General features: G+C 32.0%; 12 protein-coding genes. 3 read left to right on the top strand and 9 right to left on the bottom strand.

Features of this window, described 5'->3' with window-relative positions:
* From P4S50_RS06665 to P4S50_RS06625, 9 genes are all read right to left on the bottom strand, one after another.
* Entirely contained in the window at positions 1–354 is a 354-nt protein-coding gene (locus tag P4S50_RS06665) for a BMC domain-containing protein (RefSeq protein ID WP_277733908.1), read from the bottom strand.
* Between the two features lie 41 nt (positions 355–395).
* On the bottom strand, positions 396–1,346 hold the full coding sequence (gene cutD / locus P4S50_RS06660) for a choline TMA-lyase-activating enzyme (RefSeq protein ID WP_277733907.1): 951 nt from the start codon (positions 1,344–1,346) through the stop codon (positions 396–398).
* 98 nt (positions 1,347–1,444) lie between these two features.
* On the bottom strand, positions 1,445–3,985 hold the full coding sequence (cutC, locus tag P4S50_RS06655; protein ID WP_277733906.1) for a choline trimethylamine-lyase: 2,541 nt from the start codon (positions 3,983–3,985) through the stop codon (positions 1,445–1,447).
* A 79-nt stretch (positions 3,986–4,064) separates the two neighbouring features.
* Complete coding sequence (locus P4S50_RS06650; protein ID WP_277733905.1) at positions 4,065–5,555, bottom strand: aldehyde dehydrogenase family protein; 1,491 nt, start codon at positions 5,553–5,555, stop codon at positions 4,065–4,067.
* A gap of 80 nt (positions 5,556–5,635) precedes the next feature.
* The gene (locus tag P4S50_RS06645) at positions 5,636–5,938 is read right to left on the bottom strand and encodes a BMC domain-containing protein (protein ID WP_277733903.1); all 303 of its coding nucleotides are present in this window, start codon (positions 5,936–5,938) and stop codon (positions 5,636–5,638) included.
* A 26-nt stretch (positions 5,939–5,964) separates the two neighbouring features.
* Positions 5,965–6,261 carry a BMC domain-containing protein gene (locus P4S50_RS06640; RefSeq protein ID WP_277733902.1) on the bottom strand — a complete coding sequence of 99 codons (297 nt, stop codon included), beginning with the start codon at positions 6,259–6,261 and terminating at the stop codon, positions 5,965–5,967.
* Between the two features lie 141 nt (positions 6,262–6,402).
* Complete coding sequence (locus P4S50_RS06635) at positions 6,403–6,669, bottom strand: hypothetical protein (RefSeq protein ID WP_277733901.1); 267 nt, start codon at positions 6,667–6,669, stop codon at positions 6,403–6,405.
* Between the two features lies 1 nt (position 6,670).
* A complete protein-coding gene (locus P4S50_RS06630) occupies positions 6,671–7,753 on the bottom strand; it encodes a hypothetical protein (RefSeq protein WP_277734691.1) in 1,083 nt (360 codons plus the stop codon).
* A gap of 220 nt (positions 7,754–7,973) precedes the next feature.
* On the bottom strand, positions 7,974–8,168 hold the full coding sequence (locus tag P4S50_RS06625) for a hypothetical protein (RefSeq protein ID WP_277733899.1): 195 nt from the start codon (positions 8,166–8,168) through the stop codon (positions 7,974–7,976).
* A 391-nt stretch (positions 8,169–8,559) separates the two neighbouring features.
* On the opposite strand from P4S50_RS06625, the gene P4S50_RS06620 reads away from it, so the two are divergent.
* The 3 genes from P4S50_RS06620 to P4S50_RS06610 are packed head-to-tail and all read left to right on the top strand — an operon-like array spanning position 8,560 to position 12,253.
* Positions 8,560–9,735 carry a tyrosine-type recombinase/integrase gene (locus tag P4S50_RS06620; protein WP_277733897.1) on the top strand — a complete coding sequence of 392 codons (1,176 nt, stop codon included), beginning with the start codon at positions 8,560–8,562 and terminating at the stop codon, positions 9,733–9,735.
* Positions 9,736–9,759: 24 nt separating this feature from the next.
* Positions 9,760–11,880: a tyrosine-type recombinase/integrase gene (locus P4S50_RS06615; RefSeq protein ID WP_277733896.1), complete on the top strand. Its 2,121-nt coding sequence runs from the start codon at positions 9,760–9,762 to the stop codon at positions 11,878–11,880.
* Positions 11,873–12,253 carry a DUF6262 family protein gene (locus P4S50_RS06610; RefSeq protein WP_277733895.1) on the top strand — a complete coding sequence of 127 codons (381 nt, stop codon included), beginning with the start codon at positions 11,873–11,875 and terminating at the stop codon, positions 12,251–12,253. The genes P4S50_RS06615 and P4S50_RS06610 overlap by 8 nt, the downstream gene beginning before the upstream one ends.
* Positions 12,254–12,349 lie beyond the last annotated feature (96 nt).

Raw genomic sequence — 12,349 nt, 5'->3', positions numbered from 1 at the left:
TCATGTTCTTGTAATAGGAGCTGTTGTAAAATTCAACAGATTTTTCAATGTGTCATTTACCGCATTAAGTGCCGTCTCAACAGACTGTACATCACCGGTAATAACCAAAGATCCCGTAAATCGATCCAAAAATCCAATTTCAATATCCGCAGTCTTTGTTGCAACATCAGCCGCAATAATAGCCGTTTCATATGGTGTTATTGTTAAAATTCCAATTGCTCCTTTATCATCTATTCCCAAGCGTTCATAGATATCCTGCATAGGTGATGCAATAACATGAGCAATTGTAACCTGTTTTCCAGGTACTGATTCTTGTATGACACGTTGTATAGCTTTTTCACCAACAACTCCCATAAAAGTTACCTCTCAATCTATTTATATATTAACTCTGCTTATCAATGCTTTATAACTGAAACCGGAAAATCATATTCTTTAATCCAACTCTCAATAATTTCTAACTCCTCATTACTCAATTTGGGATCTTCTTCTATTTGATACTTCATACCCAACTGGTTGTATTTATTTACCCCCAATTTATGATAAGGAAGTAGATCTATTCCCTTAAAATTTTTGTAATCACGATAAGGCATTAGAAACTCAATCACTCTTTTAATCTCATTTTGACTATCATTTACACCTTTTAAAAGTGGCATTCTTATTTTTACGTTATATCTACGGCGAAGCAGTTCCTTTAGGTTTTCTAAGATTCGCTCATTACGCACTCCTGTTAGTTGGTAATGTCTTTCTGAATCAATGTGCTTTAAATCATAAAGAAACAAATCAGTGAACTGAGCAACTTGAAGTATCGATTCACGCTTTGCATAACCACAGGTTTCAATAGCTGTATTTATTCCTTCCTGCTTACAAGCCATAAGTAAATTTGCAGCGAATTCTGGCTGCATAGTTACCTCGCCACCACCTAAAGTAACTCCTCCACCTGAAACATCATAAAAATCTTGGTCCTCTTCTATAATTTCCAAAAGTTCAGAAACGGTTTTTACCTCTCCCACAATAGATAATGCAGCTTTAGTACAAACCTCTTTACACTTATTACAACCTAAACAATCAATACTATGATCTAGTACATGTTTTCCTTCTTTATTAATAGTATGAATTCCAACTGGACAAACTGAAACACAAGCACCGCAATCCATACATGATTCGCTTTTAAACATAACTTGATATTTTCGTTCTAACCCCTCGGGATTGGAACACCACTTACAACGTAATGGACATCCTTTAAAAAACACTAATGTTCTTACTCCTGGCCCATCATACATATTGTATTTTTGTACATTAAATATAAATGCTTTTCTTTCAATTATAGTTGCCTTTTTATTGCTCATATCATCTAATCTCCCGTTTGATGAGTCGGTCCTCTATATGCCTTATCGCATATGAGAACCGAACATCAGATAAAATTAAATTTTTAAAATCATTCTATTTAAAAGTGTGTAAGCATAGTTCTACTTATTATCTCATCTTGAACATCCTTGCAAAGTTCAACGAAGAATGCACTGTAACCTGCCACACGAACTATCAGATCGCGATACTGCTCTGGATGCTTTTGTGCTTCTATTAATGTATTATTATCTAAATAATTGAACTGCATTTCACCATTACCAAATATACAAGCAGTACGCAATAATGTAATAATACCCTCTTCACCTTCTGGTGTATCCAGTAGACCAGCCATAAGCTTAAAGTTATGAACCATACCTATGTTCATATTATCGCAAGACATTTTAGAAACAGATTTGATAATTGCAGTAGGTCCTTTAAAATCTGCTCCTTGAGTTGGACTTATACCATCAGATAATGGTGTCCAAGCTTTACGTCCATTGGCAGATGCTCCAGTCAATTGACCAAATGGAGTATTGTTAGATATAGATAAAGTACCATGGCTAAGTACAGAATGTAGAGTCTTATACTTACGATGTTCCATCTCAGTAAAGTTAATTAAATCAGCAGCAATTAAATCTGCATAATCATCATCATTACCATACTTTGGAGCCTTCAAGCAATCACTTCTAAGTTGTTCATGACCCTCAAAATCAGCTTTTAATGCTTCATTTAATTGGTGTAATGTATATTTCTTTTCATCATATACTAGCTTCTTAATAGCAGCCATAGAATCTACATATGTAGCTAAACCACTCCATATAACACCAGGACCAAAGTTGTACATAGCACCACCAGCAGAAACATCTTTAGCCTTTTCCATACAGCCTTCATACATAATTGACATTAATGGCTTTGGAGCTAACTCCTTATGAACACGCTGTGATATAACGGTAGCTATACTACTCAACTTAGTAACATATTTAATCTGTTCTTTAACAGCATTTTCAAACTCTTCGTAAGTTTTAAAACTGTCTAAATCCCCCGTATCAGGGCAAACCTGCTTACCATACCATAGTGGAACACCTTTGTTTAAAACTAATTCAGTACAAATGGGCCATTGTGTATAAGCTGTAGAAGTCCACTGATATAATCTACCTGCCTTTTGTGGCTCAACACAACCCATTAAACAATAATCACGTGCATCTTCTATAGAAACTCCTTTTGCTAGCATCATCTTAATATGAGCATCATCAAAGTGACATGCTGGGAATCCCATACCTGAACGAACAACATCAACAATTTTCTTTAAATATTTCTTAGGAGAATTAGTATGAATACGTGTTGCCAATGATGGTTGATAAATCTTAACATGACGAACTGCATCCATTAATAAATAAGTTAAATCATTCGTAGCATCAAGACCCTCACGTGTAACACCACCAACGCACATATTAACAAATGGTTGATATCCTGCAAAGAACTTAGAACCACCTTCACTAGTAATCCACATCATCTCTGACATTTTAATTAACATACAACCAGCCAACTCAAATGCTTCATACTCAGTCATACGACCGCTCTCTATATCCGCCTTATAAAATGGATACATATACTGGTCAACACGTCCAATTGACATACCTGTTTGATTCTCTTCAACTACTAATAAAGACTCCACAGTCCAAACAGCCTGAATTGCTTCCCAGAAGTTACTAGGCTTATGAGCTGGCACCCTTTTATTTATTTCAGAAATCTTTTGTAGTTCTGCCTTACGCTTAGGATTCGTCTCTTTTTCTGCCAGTTCTGCGGCATATTCAGATAAACGCTTAGCATAGATCATAACTCCTTCAGTAGTTTCAATAACAGATTTATAGAAATAAATTTTTTCAATATCCTCAGGATTTTCATAACTTAATTTGTCTAAATGTTCTTGTGCTTCCTTTTGAATATCTAACATACCTTTTTTCATTAGAATTACATCGTATCCAGGATTTGAATCTCCACCACCATTTACTGCATGGTATGAACAATCTGAAACAAAGGATTCACCTGAAATTTCCCAAACTCCAGCCTCACGATATTGATCTTCACAATACTCATCAACTGATTTACCTTTCCAGAATGGAAAAAGTTCCTCACGCATATATTTCTTATCTTCTTCTGAAATATAAAATGGATCCTGAGGACGAGTACCAATTGTATCAATTTCATCTTCCATCCATCTCCATGCTATATCAGGAGAAAAAGCACCGGCACGAGGTGCACCACAAGGAGCTCCTACAATCAATTCATCATCTTGAATTACTAAAGGCGCAGTTTCGCAACAATATCTGAAGCATTTACCTCTTAATAAAATCTTAGGCATACCTGGATTTTCCTTAGCGATCTTTGTAATAGCACGTGCACGATATGTAGTAATAGTGGGTTTCCACTTTAAATATGTTTCCTTAAGCTTTTTTAGACGTTCAGTTATACCTTCTGGAACTTTATGCTCATTTACGTCTGGCTGTATGTGAGATTTAATATCGTCTTTTGTAATTTCTTTTGAAATACCTTCAAAAATCTTCATTAAAGATGATCTTTCTTCTGCAGACATGTTTTTAGTGGCTTCTGCAAATTTATTTGAAAATTCACGAATATCCAAACTCTTTACCCCCAATTCTTTTTCAATTATTTTTAATTTCATATATGTTTCTTTACAATTATTAAACAAATCTAAAAAGCTATTTTATTTCTTTCATAACTTTTTCTAAAATATGTTGTATTATCTTAATTTCATCTTGATTACACTCTTCAGACTTTGATACACAACTTATAGACGTTTTTTCTCTTGTTAAAACTCTATTAGTTATCTCATCTATGTTTCTTACACCATATCCTACTTTACGAATATAAATCAGATTCATCGGTGAAACATTATCCGATGTCATTCCCTTACCTGCTGATCCACTTCCAAGAGTTAATGCAGGAAATAAATTAGTTGTCGCACCCATACTACCAAAGGAAGCCGGAGTATTCACAAGTACTCTACCAACCGGTTTTTTTAATGCAAACTGGCGAATAACCTCTTCATTTTTCGAGTGTATAACAAGGGTATGTCCATTTCTCTCACTTAATAGTAACTCTATACATTTTTCACAGGCATTCATCCAATCGTCTTCAATATAGTAAGCTAAAACTGGACAAAGTTTTTCCTTAGAGTAAGGATTGGTCTCAGAAACATATTTCTGCTCAGAAATCAATACTAGTGTATTACTTGGAACACAAAATCCTGCTCTCTTGGCCAATTCTAATGCAGATTTACCAACCATTTCAGAGTTTACTTTTCCATCTGAATAAAAAAACAGTGAACCAAGTTTTTGTGCCTCTTCCTCTGTCATGAAATACGCACCACTGACTTGCATCTCCTGTTTAACCTCAGCTGCAATACAACTATCTACAACAATAGACTGTTCAGCCGCTGATACCATTCCATTATCAAATGTCTTACTAGCAATAATATCTCTAACTGCCTGCTTTATATCAGCTGTACGTTCAATAAATGCAGGTCCATTACCATTGCCCCCATAAATCACAGGCTTTCCAGATTTATATGCTGCATCAAGCATTCCTGGAACACCAGTGTTCATAATAAGTGATGTTTCTTTGTGATTCATTAGTTCCATTGTTCCAGCAGTTGTTACAGTATGTAAATATGAAAGAGCTCCTGCTGGTAATCCATAGCCTTCAGCAGCCCTTATCATAATGTCAAGAGCTTTACCAATTGTCTTCTTCGCTCTAGGATGCGGAGAAAAAATAATTGCATTTCCGGACTTAACTGCAATTAAAGCTTTATAGATGGTAGTGGAAATAGGGCTAGTTGCAGGACTTAATGCTATAATTACACCCATAGGTACTCCTACATCCATAGTCTTATTCTCTTTATCTTCCCCAATAATACCTACACAGCACATTTTTCTAAGTCTAATTGGTAGATACTCACAAGCAAATCGATTTTTGATATATTTATCCTGCCATTTTCCATAATCAGTTTCCTCTTTGCACATTACTGCAAGTTCGCAAGCATATTTTCCAATTTCTTCTGCCATACGCTCAACAATCTCATCAAGTTTTTCCTGTGAAAAAGTTGCCACTGATTTTTGTGCTTCGCGTGCATTTTCTATAAGAATTCGAGACTCTTGGATGGAGAGCAAATCATTATCTATAATGTTCATTTCTGTCTCTCCCTTTCATTAAATATAGTTTACTACTTATACATTACTAAAATTTTATAATGTACCACATTATTGATTCATTAAGCGTTCAAAACATCAAGTGAATAGCGCGAAATAATTTTTTCAATATCTTGATGCGGACTTGCAATAACAACTGAGCTATAAACTTCAGCTCCCATATCTTCTACAGCTTTTACGCCTGCTTCTACAGCTGCTTTACATGCTCCTACGTCTCCGCGAACTAACACAGAAATATATCCAGAAGCTACGTTTTCAAAACCAATCAATTCAACATCTGCCGCTTTACACATTGCATCTGCAGCCTCCAAAACAAAAACTATACCAAATGTTTCTATTAAACCTAAAGCATTGTATTTGCTCATATGTAGTCCCCTCTCCAAATTTACTTTTATTTATCAACGTCATATATCGAAACAATATCTCCAATATCTTTAATAGGTCGTGGCATAACATGTTGTGCTGTCAATTTGCCAATTGCCGCGGCAGCAACAGCTCCTGCTTCCACAGACGCCTTAACAGCACCAACATCGCCCTTTACCATAATTGTAACAAGAGTAGAACCTATGTTTTCATATGATACAAGTTCAACATTAGCAGCCTTTAGCATTTTGTCTGCCGCCTCAATTGCAGGAACCATTCCTACTGTTTCGATAAGACCTAATGCTTCTTCTCCGTAATACCTCATTACATTACCTCCTTCCATTTGTAACAATGTGTATTTTATGGACTTTTCAAGAAAATACAATTTCACTTTATAAAATTGCTTTTCTTGAAAAGTATTCATTCTTACTTTAAATTGACAATATTCTAGTAATAATCTAAGCTATTAATCTTTAATATACTTATTAATTGTAGCTGCTCCTTCTTCATGAGCACGATAATAAACTTTTAATTCTTCAGCCTCGTTCATTTCAAATCTTGATTCTTCAAGAAGGCCATTAGCTTCAGCCGTCATTAAAGCAGAAATTACATCCTTCTTATTCAAGGCTTTGAAATTACCATATTCACCTTTCAAAGCTTCAATAACATCTGCTGCACAAGCATCATCAACCGTTGTAAAATATTTTAAAATAGCATAGTTAAGAGGTTTCATACTACTCTTCCTCCTTTTTTCTCAATAAATCCAATGGATTCATTGCAATTACCAAAATACCAAATACCATAAGTACAGCAGCAACCCAAGCTATAAGTGGTATTGACCAACCACTGATACCACAAAATACTCCAAGTACTATCCAGCAACAGAATGGTCCCCAGAATGAGAATGTTCCATTACAAGCCATTCCTAGAGCGGCACCGCACATACTGTTACCTCTATACCAGAACATATAGGAAACAAATGCACAAAGACCACTTGCAGCAAACCAAATCATAGCAGGTCCACTTGTAAATGCTTTAAGCGCAAGATTAGTTGAAAGACCAACATTTCCTGCCATCATCCCAAATATAGGAAGTAATATAATTAAGTTTGAAATTCCTGATGTTGCCTGACGAATAGTAATACCAATTTCAGAGTCAATCATAGATGTACCATAACCTGCCACACAACCTTCAAATCCCCAACCAAGAGCAGCAATAAAAGCAATGCAAACTCCTAAGAAAGCTCCCTCTTGTGCATCTCCACTAATACTTGTGCTACCAATCATAAAACTAGCAATAACACAAATAGCAATACCTAACATCATACGTTTGTTTAATTCTTGTTTGAATAAAACTCTTCCTAAAACAGCACCAATAGCTGGACAAAGAGCAGTAATAGGAATAACAATTGAACCAGCCATTTGAAGACCAATAACATAGGCTGTACTGGAAACCGGTCCTCCAATTAAAGCCGCTAAAATCATTACACGACCTGGAGTAGTATTAAGACATCTTAAGAAATCTCCAAACTTACCTTTAACACCTGCATATAACATTGCCCAAATAGCACTACAAGTGTCATTTACTGCACTTCCAACTGCTCCTAGTACGAATGTAATAACAAAAGGTGATAACCCTGATGTGTTTTCGCCATACCAATCTGCCCAAACCCCTTTAGTCATACCTAAGGTTAAAAACGCTGAATAGAATCCATACATTACAGCTGAAAATAATGCAATTGCAATACCTTTTCTAAAAAACTGAGATGATAGCTTCTTTTTCGCAGCAATTGCAGATGCATTAGCTACTGTTGACATTTCTGACACAAACAAAACTCCCTTCCCTTAAATAATTCTTATTTATTAATTTTAAATAAAAATTTATAATGACTATTTTTAGTTCCTCAGATTATAGCCATTTAAATTTATTTACAGAGTCTTATGCAACTGTACAATGCTGAAAACGTTTTCTTTTGACTTATATGTTCATCTATTTATTGTATTATTTCTATTTTATTTTTTAATTTTCTAAGTACAATTAGTTAATTATCACTCTCTTCCCTGAATTAACCAATATAAGTTTTTCGAATATTACATTAATTTTAACAGAATAGTACTTTTTTCTATGGCATAAATTTTTATTTTTCATTGCAGAATATCTACCATTTTTTGGTGTTTTTGCACTATAGTTACTTTCTTGCACTATGTCATAAATTTTTATTTTAAACTTCACTTCCACCTTCTAAAAGTGAAGTGTATATTTATATTAAAAATATATAAAAAAATCCGCTTTATGCTATCGCATAGCTCATGTCGCCAACGAGTCCTACGGGCTCCGTTGCTTAAAATAGTTGCAAGTATAATTCTTCCATCAATGTTATCCACAGAACGAAAATTTTATAATCCCTTAGTATATAAAAAAGCCATGGCTTATATAATATTAAATAGAGTATTATGGATATAGGATAAATAGTTTAATATGGACTATTATTCTATATCTTTTTTTATATATTTGAATAATTAAAAGTAGATGAATAAAGAAGTATAGTTGGTATAATATGCTTGTAGTATATCAGAACATTTGTTTGTATAATGAAGATGTAAAGTTTACATAGGAGGATAACATGAAAGTACAAGAAGTAAAGTTAGATAATAATGTTAAAAGATACTTGTTAGTTAACACTGATGGAACACCAATAATGCCAGTAGCAAAATACTTAAAGTTTATTGATAATGGTGAAAAAAGTTATAACACTCAAAAAACTTATTGTTACGCTCTTAAACATTACTTTGAATATTTAAGTGCAATAGAAAAAAATTACACAAATATTAATATAAATGATTTATTCGAGTTTGTTGGATGGCTTAGAAATCCTTATGAAAGTAACAAAGTAATAGAATTAAAACCTATTGAGGATGAAGAATCTGAAACTAAACGAGCTGAAACAACTTGTAATCTAATAGTAACAGTTGTTACTAACTTCTATGATTACTTGTTTAGAACAGAAGAAATCAATAATGATATGATTGAAAAACTAATGAAACAAGTATTTACAGGAGGTTGCAATTCTTATAAAGACTTTCTACATCATGTGAATAAAGATAACCCTAAAAATAAAAATATCCTTAAAATAAAAGAACCAAGACGAAAACTAAAAGTTTTAACTCCAGAAGAAGTGGAAGTAATTTATAATGCTACAACTAATATTAGAGATAAATTTCTTATCAAGCTGCTATTTGAAACGGGATTACGAATAGGAGAACTCCTTTCACTATTTATTGAGGATATAGTTTATGATCATAATAAAGGGCATAGAATTAAGTTGATTGATAGAGGTGAATTGCCTAATGGAGCAAAGTTAAAAACAGGAGAGCGAGAAATACATATATCGCAGGATTTAATAGATTTATTTGATGATTATGCTTATGATATTTTAGATGAATTAGAAATTGATACTAACTTTGTATTTGTAAAATTAAGAGGTGAAAACAAAGGTAAACCATTAGAATACCAAGATGTTAGTGCTTTATTTAAAAAACTTAAAAATAAAACAGGAATAGATGTTCACCCTCACCTTTTAAGACATACAAGTTTAACTATATTTTATATTGCAACTAAAGATGCAAAAGCAACTCAAGAAAGAGCTGGTCATGCTCATATTCAAACTACTTTGGATATGTATGTACACCCTTCTGATAAAGATATAAGATCTGCTTGGGAAAAAGCACAACCTAGCTTTAAGATTAATATAAAAACTGAACAGAAAGAAGATATTGATGAAGATGACCATCCATTTTAGTAAGATATAAAAGGGGGACAATGAATGAATAATACTTTAAGAACATTAGGTTATCATAGTATAAATGATTATAATGATAAGATAATCAAAATATTATCAAAATATACTAAAATAACAATAAATGAAGACAAAACAGTAACATATACAGAAGTAGCAACAACTTACTTTTTAGAAAATGATAAATGGCATATAGCTTTTTTCGGTAATATAGAACAATTTAAAGAACAAGTCGAAAACTATAAATACTCTAATAAAAATATTTCTTTTCGATTTAACAATGAAAATATAAACAAAGAAATTAAGTTTATAGTTTATAGTAAATTATTTTCCGATGAATGGAGATTACAATCAGTTTTAATGACTCAAATACAACATATAACACGATTGTCAGAGTTTATAAATGAAAAGTATCCTAATATAAATTCGATACTTGAATTAGATTTAGAAAAAGCCAATATTCAATGGATAGACTGGTTAAATAGTAAAGATATAAAAATTATGCGAAAACATAATTATCATTCTAAATTAATAGGAAAAGAGTATTTCGTAAAAACTGCAACTGCTAAATTTTTAGAAAATGTATTAATGTGGCTTAATAGTTTAACAGGTGAAAGAACAGAATGGGAAAAAGATAGATGGGATGTTAGAAATTTAGAACGATATGGCATAACTTATAATAAATCAGATAATCATTATTATATTAAATTTAGTAAAATAAATAACGCTAAAATTCGACAACAAGTGAAAAAATATATAAAACAAAGACTAATTACTAATAATAAATTTTCTTGGGGTACTGCTTCATCGTACTTAGAATCAATTCCATTATTTGTGAATTTTATATGCAAATTAGAGCCTACTTGGAATGATTTAAAGGACTTAGAAAGACACCATATAGAAAAGTATATAGAATGGTTAAATATATATGCTAAAGAGAAGTTGACTCAAAAGAATGCTAATCCTAAACGATATATCAGAAATTCATTATCAATAATTCAGAAATTTTTATCAGATATTCAAATAAGAGAATATGATATTGCTCCTACAAAAAATATTAGGATTTTAATATTTCCAGAAGATAAACCTAAATTACGTAAAAAATCTAATGACCAAATAGATTATGTTTCAGACTTTGTGTTAGAACAACTATTTGATAATATAAATAATCTTCATAAAGAAGTTGTTACAGTAGTCTATACAATGTTTAAAACAGGGCTTAGAATATCGGATGTTTTAGGATTAAAACAAGATTGCTTAGTTAAATTAAACAATGAATATTGGGTAGAAGCTGATATAGAAAAAACTTATGTAGAAGGTCATAGGATACCTATTGATGAGGAACTTGCTAATATGTTAGCTGTATTAATTGATAATGCTAAAACGTATAGTAATGAATATAATAACTCTGAAAATTATATATTTGTAAGATATAAAGGTTCTCGAAAAGGTAGGCCTTATAGTCGAACATGGGTTCAAAATGAACTTAATTTATTTGCAATAGATTATAATATAACCGATGAGTTAGGTAATAAATATCACTTTAAGAATCACGCTTTTAGACACACCTATGCTATTAAAATGTTGAATGGTGGTGCTGATATAGTTACAGTACAAGAACTACTGGCTCATGCCTCACCAGAAATGACTATGAGATATGCTAAATTACTTGATGATACTAAAAGAAAAATTTTTAATAAAGTCGTAAAACAAGGAATATTTACTTTTGACGAAAGTGATAAGTTAAAAGAAGAAAATGATGGTGAAATACCATCTGATATTATAGATATGCTATATACAAATCATAAATTAAATGCTCTTGATACACCTTATGGTACTTGTATGCAGAGAAAAAACGGTAAATGTAGTTTTGCTAAACAACCACCTTGCTTAACTTGTAACAATGGGAGTCCTTGTAAGGATTTATGTGTTGGAGCATTTGAGGGAGATATAGATAAATATAAGATTTTGATTAATTCAACAAAATCTATGATAGAAAATGCTAAAATGTACAATAGAACTGAAATGGTAAGTGAAAATGAAGAACTACTTAAATTGTATGAAGATATTTATTCTAAAATATCAACTGGAAGTTTAATTTATAGTAGAATAGATAAACTTAAAAGAAAAGGTGAAACTAATGAGTAATTTTAATAGGAATGAACAATTAAAAGCCTTGCATAAGAAAAGAAAAGCTATAACACAAGAAAAGGTTGATAAGGCAATACAAAGGCTTATCAAGGCTCAAAAACCTATAAATTTTAATAGTGTTGCTAACGAAAGTGGACTTACAAAAGCAACTCTTTACAATAATAAAGATATTAGAGAAAGAATAGAAACTTTAAGACATCAACAATCACAAGTACCAACTCCATCTCAAGTAAAAAGAGAAATGGATGAGAATAACAAAGATGCTATAATTGCAAGTTTAAAGAGGAAAATAAAAAGACTTGAAGAAGAAAATAAAGAACTAAGAGAAAAAGTAAAAATAAATTATGCAGATATATATAAGCAAATATAACTTTTATGAAATAGTACTATACATCGTGCATAATTAAAAAAATATTTTATTAGAAAAATTATAGTATTTTTAACTAAAAAAATCAATATAATGACT

The organism is Tepidibacter hydrothermalis (assembly GCF_029542625.1).
Taxonomy (GTDB): domain Bacteria; phylum Bacillota; class Clostridia; order Peptostreptococcales; family Peptostreptococcaceae; genus Tepidibacter_A; species Tepidibacter_A hydrothermalis.
The sequence above is the reverse complement of the archived record's forward strand: the minus strand, read 5'-3'. Positions and strand labels throughout refer to the sequence as shown.

Excerpts from the sequence above, each read along its gene's own strand:
- P4S50_RS06665 (WP_277733908.1), bottom strand. The coding sequence starts at position 354 with ATGGGAGTTGTTGGTGAAAAAGCTATACAACGTGTCATACAAGAATCA.
- P4S50_RS06645 (WP_277733903.1), bottom strand. The coding sequence starts at position 5,938 with ATGAGCAAATACAATGCTTTAGGTTTAATAGAAACATTTGGTATAGTT.
- P4S50_RS06640 (WP_277733902.1), bottom strand. The coding sequence starts at position 6,261 with ATGAGGTATTACGGAGAAGAAGCATTAGGTCTTATCGAAACAGTAGGA.
- P4S50_RS06615 (WP_277733896.1), top strand. The coding sequence starts at position 9,760 with ATGAATAATACTTTAAGAACATTAGGTTATCATAGTATAAATGATTAT.
- P4S50_RS06610 (WP_277733895.1), top strand. The coding sequence starts at position 11,873 with ATGAGTAATTTTAATAGGAATGAACAATTAAAAGCCTTGCATAAGAAA.
- P4S50_RS06635 (WP_277733901.1), bottom strand. The coding sequence starts at position 6,669 with ATGAAACCTCTTAACTATGCTATTTTAAAATATTTTACAACGGTTGAT.
- cutD (WP_277733907.1), bottom strand. The coding sequence starts at position 1,346 with ATGAGCAATAAAAAGGCAACTATAATTGAAAGAAAAGCATTTATATTT.
- P4S50_RS06650 (WP_277733905.1), bottom strand. The coding sequence starts at position 5,555 with ATGAACATTATAGATAATGATTTGCTCTCCATCCAAGAGTCTCGAATT.
- P4S50_RS06630 (WP_277734691.1), bottom strand. The coding sequence starts at position 7,753 with ATGTCAACAGTAGCTAATGCATCTGCAATTGCTGCGAAAAAGAAGCTA.
- P4S50_RS06620 (WP_277733897.1), top strand. The coding sequence starts at position 8,560 with ATGAAAGTACAAGAAGTAAAGTTAGATAATAATGTTAAAAGATACTTG.